Genomic DNA, 13,786 nt, shown 5'->3' on the forward strand with positions numbered 1-13,786 from the left:
GTCGGGGGTGGGGGGTGCCTCAGCAAATTCGCTGGCAGTTGTATGCGCTGATAGACCCCCCACCCCCGACCCCTCCCCGCCGCTACGCGGGAGGAGGGGAGAAGAAGATCAGTTCGCGGTATACACCAGCTCCCGCTCCTTGCGCGGCGGCAGGAATTCCCGCGAAAACACTTCCGCCGGCGTCGGCGAGCGGGCGAGCTGGTAGCCTTCGACCACTATGCCGATGGCGCGGGCCATGCGGTCGTCCTTGACGTCGCCGACGCCGATCTCCTTCATCTCGGGCGAGACGATCAGTTTGTCGTAGGAAAACTGCAGGCGGCGCTTTTCGACTTCCTCGTTGATGAGGTTGTCGTAGTTCACCGTCGCCTTCATGCCGGCCTTTTGATCCTTGGCCACCGCGATTACGGCCTTGTTGACGGCGCGGACCAGGCCCGCCACCGCCTTCGGATTCGAGGCCAGCAGCTTCTTCGACACCATCATGCCGTTGGAATAGAGATCGAGGCCGTAATCGCCGAACATGAACCAGTTGTAGTCCTTGTCGGGATCCTGCCGGTTCAGCACCAGGTTGAAATAGCTGGTGATGTTGAACACCAGCGCGCCGTCGATATCGCCCTTGATCAGCATCGGCTCCTGCAGGTTCGGCGCCATATTGGAGATCTTTATCTTGTCGCCTTCCAGTCCGTTCTTGCGGGCGAACACCGGCAAGAGCCGCGTGGTCGGCGTGCCCTGCGCGCCGCCCAGCGTGTGGGTTTCGAAATCCTTGATGGTCTTGATGCCGCTGGTCTTCTTGGAGACGATCGCGAATGGCGGCTGGTTCCAGATCATGTAGACCATCACGGGCGCATCCGCCGGCCTCGTCGAGGCGTTCTGGATGATGGCGTTGATGTCGCCAAAGCCCGCGTCATAGGCGCCGGACATCACGCGCGTCACCGTGGCGCCCGAGCCTTCGCCCTGGTCGATCACGACGTTGAGGCCCTCTTCCTTGAAGAAGCCGTTGTCCTTGGCATAGAAGAACGCGGCATCGCTGCCCTGGGTTTTCCAGCCCAGCGTGAATTTTATCGTGGTCTCCTGCGCCGCGGCTGTGCCCGCGAACAAGAGCATTCCAAGCAGCGCGGCGCTTGTTTTCTTCAGCATGTCGATCTCCTCAAGTGAGCGATTAGGTGGTGATCAGGTCGTTCTTGCGGGTGGCCCAGCCGGTGACCCGGCCCTCGATGACGGCGAAGATGGCGTAGAGCGCGACACCAAGTGCGGCGAGCACGAACAGGCCGGCGAACACCAGCGGCACGTTGAAATTCGACGACGCGGTCATCATCACGTTGCCGATGCCGCGGTTGGAGGCGACGGTCTCCGACAAGACCGCGCCGACGAAGGCGTAGGAGATCGCGACCTTCAGCGAGGCAAAGAAGAACGGCATGGTGCGGGGCAGGCCGACATTCCAGAGGATGTCGAATTTTGTCGCGCCGAGCGCCTTCAGCACGTCTTCCAGTTCGGGTTCGGTGGTGGCGAGGCCCGTGGCGATGTTGACGACGATCGGGAAGAAGCAGATCGACAGCGCGGTCAGCACCGCCGGAACCGAGCCGGAGCCGAACCACAGCACGAAGATCGGCACCAGCGCGACTTTTGGAATCGAGGAGAAGCCGACCAGCAGCGGATAGGCGGTGTCATACGCGGTCTTGGAAACCCCGATGATGGCGCCGAGCACCACGCCGAGCACGACGCCCAAGACAAAACCGATCATGGTGGTGGCCAGCGTCTGCAGGATGTGCGGCCACAGCAGCGGAAATTTTTGCACCAGCGTGACGATGATCTGCGACGGGCGCGGCAGCACCAGGTCGGACATTCCGGTGATGAGACAAAACAATTCCCAGCCGGCGAAGAACATCACGATCAACCCGATCGACCAGGCTTTCTGGCGGTAATCGAGATCAGGCATGGTCGGCTCCATCCGGCTTTGCCGCGCCGTGCTCGCCGACGATGAATTCGCGCAGCCGCTGGTTCAGCGCGACGAAGTCAGGCTCGAAGGTCATCGCCACGGTGCGCGGGCGCGCGAACGTCACGGCGCGGTCGTCGAGGATGCGGCCCGGCCGCGCGCTCATCACGCAGATGCGGCTGGCGAGAAAGCCGGCCTCGCGCAGATCGTGGGTGACCAGCAGCACGGTCGGCCGGTGCAGGATCCAGAGCTCCTGCAGGATCGACCACAGTTCTTCACGGGTGAACTGGTCGAGCGCGCCGAAGGGCTCGTCGAGCAGCAGCATGCGCGGCTCGTGGATCAGAGCACGGCAGAGATTGGCCCGCTGCAGCATGCCGCCGGACAGTTGCCACGGAAAGCGGCTGCCAAAGCCTTTCAGGCCCACCTCTTCGAGCAGCGCATTGGCCTTGTCGCGGAAGGTCGTGCGCTTGAGTTTGGCGAATTGCGACCGGTACGGCTCGACGATCTTGAGCGGCAGCATGATGTTCTGGTCGATCGTCAGCCACGGCAGCATGGTCGGATTCTGGAACGCCATGCCGATCCGCAGGGCCTTGGCCGCGACCTCGCGGCCGCCGAGAATCACGACGCCGGTCGACGGCTGCACCAGCCCCGCCACCAGCCGCAGGATGGTGGACTTGCCGCAGCCGGAGGGTCCGACCAGCGCGACGAATTCGCCGTCGCCGATCTTCAGCGTAGTGGGCGCCAGCGCTGGAACGGCGCGCTCGCCGCGGCCGAAGGTGACCGAGACGTCGGACAGTTCGATCGCGATCGGGCCGCCGGAATCGGGCGAAACGGGGCTGGCGGCGAAGGCCTGATCTGGCTGCATGCGCATCATGAAGTGAAGTGCATGCAAGCGGGATGCCAGCAGTTTCAGGCCGTTTCGCACGAAGATTTGGCAGAAGCGGGGCCTGGAAGCGGATTCAAATTAGGCAATCCGGGCATCAAAGTGCATGCAATTGAGGCGTTCAGGTCATCGGCGAATATGATAAGGAACTGCACATAGGATAAAGACACACGTCTTCAGGGATCAGCCCATGGCGCCGCGCGCCACTGCCAAGTCAGCCGAATCCACCGACAAGGTCGGCGTCATCTGTCGCGCGCTGCGCCGCGCCATCATCGAGCAGGCGCTGGAGCCCGGTGCCAAGCTGCCGGAGGATTCGCTCGGCGAACGCTTCGGCGTCAGCCGCACCATCGCGCGGCATGCGCTGGGCCAACTCGCCGCCGAAGGCCTGGTCGAACTGCGCCGCAATCGCATCGCCGTGGTGGCGACGCCGAGCTGGCAGGAAGCGCGCGACGCTTTCGATATCCGGATCGAACTCGAGCGCCTCGTGGTGCGTCAGCTTGCCGGCAAACTGACGAAGGCGCAGGTCACAGCCCTCAACGCCCATGTCGACGCCGAGGACGCTGCGTGCGGCGGCGCCGATGCGGTTTCCATTCGCCTCGCCACCGAATTCCACATCCTGCTCGCCAGCATGACCAACAGCCCGATCCTGGTGCGCTATGTCAGCGAGGTCGCCTATCGCTGCTGCCTGACGCTGTCGCTCTACAGCCGGCCGCATTCGAGTGAATGCGGCGTCACCGAGCACCGCGCCATCATCGCCGCTTTGGTGAAGGGCGACGAAGCCAAGGTAATGGGGCTGATGCACAGCCATCTCGATTCGGTCGCCACCCGCGCCCTGGTAGCCCCCGCGCCACAGCGCGGCCGCGATTTGCTGGATATTCTGGCGCCGTATGCGGAGGAGGATAGCGGCGAACGGGTGGTGAAGCTGGCGAAGGCTGTCCGCGCTCGTTAGGCTTGAACCGTCATTGCGAGGAGCTCTTGCGACGAAGCAATCCATCGTGCAACAAGCAAGAAAGCTGGATTGCTTCGCTGCGCTCGCAATGACGTTGAAAGAGCTACGCCACAATCCCGCGATTGATCAATATCCGCTCCGCGCTGTCGTTCCACACGTCCATCTTGACGATGAACCCATCCCGCACCACGAAGCGGTCGACATAGCGGTTGCCCTCGAACCGGGTGCCGTCGATCCATTCGCCGTACAGCGTGCCGACCGAATACACCACGGTCTCGTCCTCGCCGGGGCAAACGTCAAAACGGTCCATCTTCTTCTTCACCCAGCGATAGCGCGCCGCGTTGAAACCGGTCGGCCCGCGCGGATGGTCGAATTCGCGCCCGCCCGTAAAGGTGATGATGGTGCCCGGCTTCATATAGGCCGCCGCGGCGTCGGGATCGGGGATCATCGATGCCGTCAGATACGCCTCGACGATTTCGGTATCGCTCAACTTCGGTTCGGCTTTGGCGGCAACGGACATCGCAAATCCCCTTCATCTTACGAAATACTACAATCCGGCACTCAAATTGCATGCACATAATTTGAACAATCTGTGCTCAACCTGCACACAATCTGGAGCTGCCCTTGTTCCGCGCCTTCGCTAGTCTGTCCGCCCGATGACCCCGAAAACCGCCTTTGACCTGATCTTCCGTCGCGCGGTGACGCCGGCCTTCGCCACGCCTGTTGATATCGGCGTCTCCGACGGCCGGATCGCCGCGATCGCGCCGCGGCTGGAATCGGAAGCCCGTGAAATCCACCTCGATGGCAAACTCGTGCTTTCCGGCTTCGTCGACACCCACATTCACCTCGACAAGGCCTGCCTGCTCGGCCGCTGCGGCCATCACCACGACAGCGTCGGCGAGGCCATCAAGGCGGTCGCCGCCATGAAGCGCGATTTCACCGTCGAGGATGTCTATGCGCGCGGCGCCCGCGTGCTGGAGCGCGCGATCCTGGCCGGCACCACGCGGATGCGCACCCATGTCGAGATCGACCCGCGCATCGGTCTCCGCGGCTTCGAGGCGATCAAGACGCTGAAGCGCGACTACGCCTGGGCCATCGATCTCAGCGTTTGCGTGTTTCCGCAGGAAGGCCTGACCAACGATCCCGGCGCCGAGGAGCTTTTGGTCGCGGCACTGCGCGATGGCGGTGAGGTGATCGGCGGCTGTCCGTACATGGACAGCGATCCTATGGCGCATCTGGAAAAACTGTTCGACCTCGCGCAGGCCTTCGACGTCGATGTCGACCTGCATCTCGACTTCGACCTCGACCCGTCGTGGTGGCATCTCGACGAGGTCTGCCGGCAGGCCGAGCGCCGCAACTGGCAGGGCCGCGTCGCCATCGGCCACGCGACAAAACTGTCGGCGCTGCCGCCGGCCGAATTCGACGCCGCCGCCGCAAAACTGGCGCGCGCCGGCGTCGCCGTCACGGTGCTGCCCGCCACCGACCTCTATCTGATGGGCCGCGACGCCACCCATCTGGTGCCGCGCGGCCTGACCCTGGCGCACAAGCTCGTCGAGAAAGGCGTCGTGTGTTCGGTCGCGACCAACAATGTGCAAAATCCCTTCACCCCGTTCGGCGACGCCTCCCTGCTGCGGATGGCGAACTTCTACGCCAACGTCGCGCAGGCCAGCGTCGGCGAATTCGACGCCTGCCTCGACCTGGTGACGAAGCTGCCCGCCCGCCTGATGAATCTGAAGGACTACGGCATCGCGCCGGGCAACCCCGCCGACCTCATCGTGCTCGACACCGCGAGCGGGGCCGGTGCCATCGCCGAACTGCCCGACGTGCTGATGGGCTTCAAGAACGGACGGCAGGTGTTTGAGCGGCAGAAGGCGGTGCTGATGCGGCCGGGGTAGGGGGGTGAACGTGTCGCAAGCGAACAGGTTGGCCAAGCAAATGTCACTGGATCGAAGCTGATTCAGCGCAGAAGAAGTGCTGCGATTCCAAGTGCTTGCTTACTGTGCATGGGGTTGTTTTCGCACTTTTTGTTTTGGGCCCTGCCGTGCGGCCCTGTGGCTCGCCATGGCGGCGGGCCTTTCATCCCCGCACACGCCCCCAAACGAAAATGGCCGGGTCTTGCGACCCGGCCATTCAAAACTCTCAACCGCCAATCAGGCTCTCGCCTTATGTCCGCTCAGCTCGCCGCGGCTACCGGCGCGCCTTCCGCGATCTTCTTCTCGATCGCCTTCTTCAGCAGCAGCGCCTTTTGCGACAGCTCGGGGCCCTTGGCCTTGATCAGGAAGGCGTCGAAGCCGCCGCGGTGGTCGACCGACTTGATGGCGTTGGTCGAGACGCGCAGGCGCACGTTGCGGCCGAGCGCGTCCGAGATGAAGGTGACGTTGCACAGGTTCGGCAGGAACCGGCGCTTGGTCTTGATGTTGGAGTGGCTCACCTTGTGGCCCACCATGGGGCCCTTGGCCGTCAGTTCGCAGCGCCGGGACATCTTGCAAAATCCTCTTCCATCCCCGACCCATCCGTCAGCCCTTTTGAGGGCGCGGCGCGGGGGTTCAAATTCACGTCCATTTCAGGAACCGCGGACGTATAGGGGGAGAGCGGCGGGGCGTCAAGGTTTTGGCGAGGCGAAAGATCGCCCAAACCGGGCGGAAGGGCCTGTTCCAACAGGGCTTCGGGCGGTTGCGCCATCATATAAACGGCGTATTCGCCGCCGACATCAGGGCTTCCGGGCGCGGATGCATTGTTTGCCGGATATTTCCGCCTAAATGATACATGAGCTCCGATTTTGTGCGCTGTTTTGAGGATCGCCGTTCAGTGACCACCATCCGCATGATGTTGCCCCGGCCGGCCGGATTTCCGCTGTGGGCGCTGGGCGGGCTGTGCGCCCTGGTGCTGTCGGGCGCGCCGACCTCCGGCTTCGCGCAAGGGCGGCTGGATGCCCGCTATGAGGCGACGCTGTCGGGGATTGCCGTCGGCAAGGGCGCCTGGAACATCGAAATTTTGGACGATTCGTTCTCCGCCTCCTCTTCCGGCGGCACCTCGGGGCTGTTGAAGGCCTTCTCCGGCGGCTCCGGCACCGCCGCGGCCCAGGGCAGGGTGGTGGCCGGCGCGCTGGTCGCGACCAATTACCAGGCTTCGACCACGACCGCGAAGAAGACCGAAGCCATCCGCATGGTCCTGACCTCGGGCTATATCAAGGAATACGCGATCGAGCCGGAACCGCCCGTCGATCCCGACCGCCTGCCGGTCACCGATGCGCATCGCCGCGGCGTCTATGACCCGATGACGGGATCGATGCTGCGGGTGCCGGGAACGGCCGATCCGCTGACGCCGGAAGCCTGCCGCGTCAGCGCCGGGGTCTTCGACGGCCGCATGCGCTACGACCTCAAGCTCGACTTCAAGCGCATGGAAACCGTCAAAGCCGAGAAGGGCTATCAGGGCCCGGTGGTGGTCTGCGCGGTGTATTTCACGCCGGTCGCCGGCTACATCCCGGACCGCCCGGTCATCAAATACCTCGCCGCCCAGCGCAATATCGAGATCGCGTTCGCGCCGGTTGCGGGAACCCGCATCCTGGTGCCGTTCTGGATGAAGATCCCGACCCCGCTCGGCCCCGCCATGCTGGAGGCCACCCAGTTCATCACCACGGCGACGCCGCCGCGGGTCGCGAAGACGCAGTAACTTCCTTCTTCCCTTCTCCCCTTGTGGGAGAAGGTGGCGCGAAGCGCCGGATGAGGGGTCTCTATCCGCGGAGGCAAACTCCTCACCCGTCTCGAATGCGCGAGCGCATTCGATCCACCCTCTCCCACAAGGGGAGAGGGGAAGAAGAAAGAGCGCCGACTCATCGCTTGACTCTTGCCCGCTTCTGATTCGACTCCGTGTTCTCATTCGCCTTAAGGATTCGACCGCCATTCGCTCGCTTCTCGCCCCGCGCCAAACCCGATCTAGTGCCACGACGAGGCGTTGTGCCGACATGTTGCGGTGAACGTAACGACATCCGGAGTGAGTCAGCGATTCGGGCGCGATTCGTTCCGGACTCGTTCCAGAACTTAAGTAGCGACTGCAAGGCGTCGCATAATGAAACAATTCACAAACCTTCGGCGACGCAGAAACTCAATAAAACATGGCCTTTTCGACATTCTCGTCCTCCTCGGCGCATGACCGCGCTCCCGGCGCCGGCGTCACCGCGGTGCTCGGGCCGACCAACACCGGCAAGACTCACCTCGCGATCGAGCGGATGGTGGCGCATTCCTCCGGGATCATTGGCCTGCCGCTGCGCCTCCTGGCGCGCGAGGTCTACAACAAGATCGTCGGCAAGGTCGGCGTCGAGCTGGTGGCGCTGATCACCGGCGAGGAAAAGATCAAGCCGCCGAAGGCACGCTACTGGGTCTCCACCGTGGAGGCGATGCCGCGGGATCTCGACGTCTCGTTCCTCGCGGTCGACGAAATCCAGATCGCGGCCGATCTGGAACGCGGCCATGTCTTCACCGACCGCATCCTGAACCGGCGCGGCCGCGACGAGACGCTGCTGCTCGGCGCCGCCACCATGCGCCCGATCATCGAGCGGCTGCTGCCCGGCGCCTCCATCGTCACCCGGCCACGGCTGTCGCAACTGGAATTCTCCGGCGACCGCAAATTGACCCGGCAGCCGCGGCGCACCGCGATCGTCGCGTTCTCGGCCGATGAAGTCTATGCGATCGCCGAGTTGATCAAGCGCCAGCATGGCGGCGCGGCCGTGGTGCTGGGCTCGCTCTCGCCCCGCACCCGCAACGCCCAGGTGGCGATGTTCCAGTCCGGCGACGTCGATTATCTCGTCGCGACCGACGCCGTCGGCATGGGGCTCAATCTCGACGTCGATCACGTCGCCTTCGCCTCCGACCGCAAATATGACGGCTACCAGTTCCGCAGGCTCAATCCGTCGGAATTCGCGCAGATCGCCGGCCGCGCCGGGCGCGCCACCCGCGACGGCACGTTTGGGACGACTGGCCGCTGCGCGCCGTTCGAGCCGGAACTGGTCAATGCGCTGCAGAATCACACCTTCGATAGCGTAAAGGTGCTGCAATGGCGCAATTCGAAGCTGGATTTCTCTTCGCTGGGGGCATTGCAGGTGTCGCTGGCGCTGTCGCCGAGCCATGACGCGCTGACGCGGGCGCCGATCGCCGAAGATTTGCGCGTGCTCGATCACGCCGCGCGCGACGCCGATGTGCGCGACATGGCGCAGGGCGCCGCCGCCGTCGAGCGGCTGTGGGACGCCTGCCAGATTCCGGACTACCGCAAGATCGCGCCCGCCGCGCATGCGGAACTGGTGACCACTTTGTTCGGTTTCCTGATGAAGAAGGGCCGGATCCCGGATGCCTGGTTTGCCGCCCAGGTCGAGCAGGCCGACCGCATTACAGGCGATATCGACACATTATCGGGCCGGATCGCGCAAATCCGGACCTGGACCTTTGTGGCAAATCGTCCCGATTGGCTGGCCGATCCCGAACATTGGCAGGGAATCGCCCGCGAAGTTGAAAATAAACTGTCAGATGCCCTGCATGAACGGCTCACGGAGCGTTTCGTTGATCGTCGTACCAGTGTATTGATGCGCCGCCTGCGGGAGAACAGCGTTTTGAATACTGAAATCGGCAAGACCGGCGAAGTGATCGTAGAAGGCCATGTGATCGGCCGGCTCGACGGATTTACCTTCGCGCCCGACGCCGCGGAAGCCGGCTCCGACGCCAAGGCTTTGCAGGCCACTGCGCTGAAAGCGCTGGCCGGCGAGATCGACGCGCGCGCCGAGAAACTGGCGGCCGCGCCCGACGAGCAATTCGTGCTGACGTCGGACGGCACCATCCGCTGGACCGGCGACGCGGTGGCGCGGCTGGTCGCGGCCGACGACGCGTTGCATCCGCGCCTGCGCATCATTTCCGACGACCGGCTGGCCGGCGCGGCGCGCGAGGCGGTGCAGACCAGGCTCGATCTGTGGCTGAAGACGCATGTCGAAAAGCTGCTGGGACCGCTGTTCGACCTGCACAAGGCCGAGGACATCACCGGCATCGCGCGCGGCATCGCGTTCCAGCTGATCGAGGCGCTCGGCGTGCTGGAGCGGCAGAAGATCTCCGCCGAGATGAAGGATCTCGACCAGCCGTCGCGCGCGACGCTGCGCAAATACGGCGTGCGCTTCGGCGCCTATCACATCTACATCCCGGCGCTGCTGAAGCCCGCGGCGCGCGCGCTGGCCTCGCTGCTGTGGGCCGAGAAGCAAAGCAATGTCGACATGTCGGCCTTGTCGGGGGCGCAGCATCTCGCGGGATCGGGCCGCACCTCGTTCCCGGTCGACAAGTCGCTCGACCGCGACGCCTATCGCGTGCTGGGCTACCGGCAATGCGGCGAGCGCGCGGTGCGGGTCGATATTCTCGAACGACTCGCCGATCTCATTCGTCCCGCGCTGTCCTGGCGCGAAACCTCGCCCGGCACCAAACCGGCCGGCGCGTTCGACGGCCGCGGTTTCGTGGTGACGCAGGCGATGACCTCGCTGACCGGTTCCGCCGGCGAGGATTTCGCCTCGATCCTGCGCGCACTCGGCTACCGCATGGAGAAGAAGGCGCCGCTGCCGCCGAAGCCGGAGGTGGTTGAAGCGCCCGCCGTGGCGGAAACCGCATCGGAACTCGCTGCCGAAGGCAATCTGGAAACCGCGGCCGATATCGCGGAAGCATCCGAAGGCGATGCTGTTGCCGCCACCACCAGCGATGCGCCGCCGAATTCCGAGGACGTCGCCGCCGCGCCTTCGGCGGCATTGCTGCCCGACATCGCATTTTCGCCGCCGGCGCCCGCCGACGAACCGGTTGCGGTCGAACCCGAGCCTGTCGTTGAAGCTGCGCCTGCCGAAGCCGCTCCAGTCGAAGCCGTTGCTGCCGAGGTTACGCCGGAGCCGGCGCCTTCGATCGAGGCTCCGGCTACGGAAACGCCGCAAGAACCGCAAGAGCAGGCCGCCGCTGAAGCCGCGCCGGAAACCGCCGCTGCGGTTGCTGCATCTGACGATACCGGTGTTGCCGAGGCAACCACACCCGAAGTCGCCGCCGCACCTGAAATGGTCGAGGTCTGGCGGCCCGGCGGTCGCTCGGAAGAACGCCGGCCGCGTCACGATCGCAACCGTCCGCGCCATCACGACCGTCCCGCGCAAGGCGCGGACGCCGCAGCCCCCGTCCCGGGTGAAGCGGGCGACGCTGCCAAGGGCGAGCGGCATCGCCGTGGACGACGCACCCCTGATTTCCGCAAGCCCCGCACCGACGCACCGCCGGCTGATGGCGCGACGCCGGCCGTGGCCGCCGATGGCGCGCCGGCAAGCCCGCCGCGCGAGGACCGGGGTGGCCGGCCGCCGCGCGAGCGTTTTCAAGGCAAGGGCAGGGACAACGACCGGCCTCAAGGCAAGCCGCAGGATAGATCGCAGGGCAAGCCGCCGGGCAAATTCGGCGGCGGCGACCGCGACAAGGGTGGCCGTGACAAGGGCGGACGCGACAAGGGTGGTTTCGGTGGCAAGGGCGGTCGCGACAGCGGCCCGTCGCACCGGCAATGGGCCACCAGTGCCGCGCCTGCGCCGCGCGAGCGCGACCGTCCGGTCGACCCCAATTCGCCCTTCGCAAAGCTGGCGGCGCTCAAGGAACAACTCGCGGCCGGTCGCAAGGATAGCTGATCCTTCTCTTGATGGTGTTGCTTGGAGCGCCAGCGTCTCGATAAATGGTTGTGGCACGCGCGGGTGGTGAAGGCCCGCAGCAGCGCCGCGGCCCTGGTCGAGGCCGGCCATGTCCGCGTCAATGGTATCAGAGAGAAAGCGCCCGGCCACGCCGTCAAGCCTGGCGACGTCTTGACCATCGGGCTCGACAACTCCGTCCGCATCCTGAAGGTGGTCGCGTTTGCCGAGCGCCGGGGCGACGCCACCGCCGCCCGCATACTCTACGAAGATTTGCAGGGCCGCCGGGAATGACTATCTAAAGCGCTAGCTGGAGCGGTTGAAAACGCCTCCCAAAGATGCCGTTGCTTGACTTGCGGCTACGGTGTTCCTGCGCTACGCAAACCACTGAAAATTGACCTTTTCGGAGCCTTGGATGACTTACGTCGTCACTGAAGCCTGCATCAAATGCAAATACACCGATTGCGTTGAAGTCTGCCCGGTAGACTGTTTCTACGAGGGTGAGAACATGCTGGTCATCCATCCGGACGAATGCATCGACTGCGGCGTGTGCGAACCGGAATGCCCGGCCGATGCGATCAAGCCCGACACCGAGCCCGGCCTGGAGAAGTGGCTGGAGGTGAATACCGAATACGCCAAGACGTGGCCGAACATCACCCAGAAAAAGGACCAGCCGGCCGACGCCAAGGATTTCGACGGCATGGAAGGCAAGTTCGAGAAATATTTTTCTCCGGCGCCGGGCAGCGGCGACTGATTTGAAGCGTTTGGGCCGGGATGAATTCGGGCCGTTTCGGCCCCCGGCTTAACCCTAATCCGCGTGAGATCGCCGAAACCGCCTGCCGGAGCCCCCGGACAGGGCGTAAACCATTGATTTTTCCGGAAAATGTGCTATATTGGATATAATACTAGCCGAATCCAGCCATGCGTACCTGTGGCCCTCGGGTTCCCGTGAAAAACATCCAACAGGGGCGTGGCAGTTTCCGCGCGCAGGCTGTGTCACAGAAAACGCGTAAAAAGAGTGCTTCAAAGGCCACGAAAAAAGCCGCTGCGGTGAGCCGCAGTGCAACCAAAGGCCGTGCCCGGACTTCCCTCAAGGAGACCCGAAAGGCCCCGGCTGCCAAATCCTCGAAAAACAAAAGAAGCGCAATGCCAAACAAGACTGCAAAAACTGCCGCGAAAGCGACGGGTTCGAAGGCCACTGCTTCGAAGGTCGCTCCCAAGAATGTCGTTCTTCCCCCGAAGACTGCGGCCAAGGCGCCTGTGGTGTTGAAGGCTGCCGCCAAGCCGGTTGCCGCCGCCGCCAAGCCGGTGGCTACCGCCCCCCGGGTCGAGGAGCCGAAGAAGGTTCTGACCCAGCGCCAGGGCTTCAAGACCAATGAATTCGTGGTGTATCCCGCGCACGGCGTTGGCCAGATCCTGGCCATCGAAGAGCAGGAGATCGCCGGCGCCAGGCTCGAGCTGTTCGTGATCAATTTCATGAAGGACAAGATGACGCTGCGGGTGCCGACGGCGAAGGTCGCCAATGTCGGCATGCGCAAGCTGTCGGAGCCGGCGCTGGTCAAGCGCGCGCTGGAAACCCTCAAGGGCCGCGCCCGTGTCAAGCGCACGATGTGGTCGCGCCGCGCCCAGGAATACGAAGCCAAGATCAATTCCGGAGATATCGTCGCGATCGCCGAAGTGGTGCGCGATCTCTATCGTTCGGATTCGCAGCCCGAGCAGTCCTACAGCGAACGCCAGCTGTATGAAGCAGCGCTCGACCGGCTGTCGCGCGAAATCGCCGTGGTGCAGCATTCGACCGAGACCGAAGCGGTCAAGGAAATCGAAGGCCAACTCGCCAAGAGCCCGCGCCGCGGCGCCAAGGCCGAGACCGAAGCCGCCGACGGTGACGCGGATGCCGACGCCGATGGCGACGATGCCGCCGTTGCGGACGAGGCGGCATAACGCCGCTTCCGGTTCAGAATTGAAAAAGCCCGGTCGAGAGACCGGGCTTTTTTGCTTCGTCATTGCGAGCCAACGGGTCGGCGCGAAGCGCCGCCCGATGACAGGCTCCGCGAAGCAATCCATCTTGCACAGCAAAGAAAGAATGGATTGCTTCGCTGGCTCGCAATGACGGTGAGGGATTTCAGCAAACCCTTATCATCGTCGTCCCGGCCAAGTGAGCGCAAGCGAACGCCGAGCCGGGACCCATACGCCGTGCAGTTGCGTTACGGCGGGGAGACAGAGACCTTCTGCAACAATGGACATCGGTGGCATATGGGTCCCGGATCAGCGGTCGCGATGCTCGCTTGTCCGGGACGACACCGAGCGTGCGGATCGAGATCCCGGGTTCGCTTCGCGCCCTCTGATGCGCAATTGCGCATC

General features: G+C 64.2%; 12 protein-coding genes. 7 read left to right on the plus strand and 5 right to left on the minus strand.

The genetic code is table 11. The features are described 5' to 3' along the window. Nucleotides 1–108: 108 nt before the first annotated feature. From Q7T45_RS13300 to Q7T45_RS13310, 3 genes are read right to left on the minus strand one after another with little or no spacing between them, the layout of a single operon-like run. Entirely contained in the window at nucleotides 109–1,134 is a 1,026-nt protein-coding gene (locus Q7T45_RS13300) for an ABC transporter substrate-binding protein (protein WP_304871376.1), read from the minus strand. A 22-nt stretch (nucleotides 1,135–1,156) separates the two neighbouring features. Beyond that, nucleotides 1,157–1,933 carry an ABC transporter permease gene (locus Q7T45_RS13305; protein ID WP_304871377.1) on the minus strand — a complete coding sequence of 259 codons (777 nt, stop codon included), beginning with the start codon at nucleotides 1,931–1,933 and terminating at the stop codon, nucleotides 1,157–1,159. Then, a complete protein-coding gene (locus tag Q7T45_RS13310) occupies nucleotides 1,926–2,801 on the minus strand; it encodes an ABC transporter ATP-binding protein (protein ID WP_370691268.1) in 876 nt (291 codons plus the stop codon). The genes Q7T45_RS13305 and Q7T45_RS13310 overlap by 8 nt, the downstream gene beginning before the upstream one ends. 202 nt (nucleotides 2,802–3,003) lie before the next feature. Here Q7T45_RS13310 and Q7T45_RS13315 point away from each other — a divergent pair, with 202 nt between their 5' ends. Next, the gene (locus tag Q7T45_RS13315) at nucleotides 3,004–3,762 is read left to right on the plus strand and encodes a GntR family transcriptional regulator (protein ID WP_304871379.1); all 759 of its coding nucleotides are present in this window, start codon (nucleotides 3,004–3,006) and stop codon (nucleotides 3,760–3,762) included. 103 nt (nucleotides 3,763–3,865) lie between these two features. Here Q7T45_RS13315 and Q7T45_RS13320 read toward each other — a convergent pair whose 3' ends face one another. Further along, nucleotides 3,866–4,282, minus strand: coding sequence for a nuclear transport factor 2 family protein (locus tag Q7T45_RS13320; protein ID WP_304871381.1), 417 nt, complete (start codon nucleotides 4,280–4,282; stop codon nucleotides 3,866–3,868). A 136-nt stretch (nucleotides 4,283–4,418) separates the two neighbouring features. Here Q7T45_RS13320 and Q7T45_RS13325 point away from each other — a divergent pair, with 136 nt between their 5' ends. Beyond that, complete coding sequence (locus Q7T45_RS13325) at nucleotides 4,419–5,657, plus strand: amidohydrolase family protein (RefSeq protein ID WP_304871383.1); 1,239 nt, start codon at nucleotides 4,419–4,421, stop codon at nucleotides 5,655–5,657. Nucleotides 5,658–5,935: 278 nt separating this feature from the next. On the opposite strand, the gene rpmB is transcribed toward Q7T45_RS13325, so the two are convergent. Beyond that, the gene (gene rpmB / locus Q7T45_RS13330; protein ID WP_304871385.1) at nucleotides 5,936–6,244 is read right to left on the minus strand and encodes a 50S ribosomal protein L28; all 309 of its coding nucleotides are present in this window, start codon (nucleotides 6,242–6,244) and stop codon (nucleotides 5,936–5,938) included. A gap of 341 nt (nucleotides 6,245–6,585) precedes the next feature. Here rpmB and Q7T45_RS13335 point away from each other — a divergent pair, with 341 nt between their 5' ends. The 5 genes from Q7T45_RS13335 to Q7T45_RS13355 all read left to right on the plus strand — a co-directional run bounded on the left by Q7T45_RS13335 (nucleotide 6,586) and on the right by Q7T45_RS13355 (nucleotide 13,366). After that, nucleotides 6,586–7,434, plus strand: coding sequence for a DUF3108 domain-containing protein (locus tag Q7T45_RS13335; protein ID WP_370691269.1), 849 nt, complete (start codon nucleotides 6,586–6,588; stop codon nucleotides 7,432–7,434). A 442-nt stretch (nucleotides 7,435–7,876) separates the two neighbouring features. Further along, entirely contained in the window at nucleotides 7,877–11,428 is a 3,552-nt protein-coding gene (locus Q7T45_RS13340) for a helicase-related protein (RefSeq protein ID WP_304871387.1), read from the plus strand. A 21-nt stretch (nucleotides 11,429–11,449) separates the two neighbouring features. After that, on the plus strand, nucleotides 11,450–11,719 hold the full coding sequence (locus Q7T45_RS13345; RefSeq protein ID WP_304871389.1) for an RNA-binding S4 domain-containing protein: 270 nt from the start codon (nucleotides 11,450–11,452) through the stop codon (nucleotides 11,717–11,719). Nucleotides 11,720–11,840: 121 nt separating this feature from the next. Next, the gene (gene fdxA / locus Q7T45_RS13350) at nucleotides 11,841–12,179 is read left to right on the plus strand and encodes a ferredoxin FdxA (protein WP_304871391.1); all 339 of its coding nucleotides are present in this window, start codon (nucleotides 11,841–11,843) and stop codon (nucleotides 12,177–12,179) included. Between the two features lie 167 nt (nucleotides 12,180–12,346). Beyond that, nucleotides 12,347–13,366: a CarD family transcriptional regulator gene (locus tag Q7T45_RS13355; protein WP_304871393.1), complete on the plus strand. Its 1,020-nt coding sequence runs from the start codon at nucleotides 12,347–12,349 to the stop codon at nucleotides 13,364–13,366. Nucleotides 13,367–13,786 lie beyond the last annotated feature (420 nt).

Source organism: Bradyrhizobium sp. (assembly GCF_030646015.1).
In the GTDB taxonomy this organism is placed as follows: Bacteria; Pseudomonadota; Alphaproteobacteria; order Rhizobiales; family Xanthobacteraceae; genus Bradyrhizobium.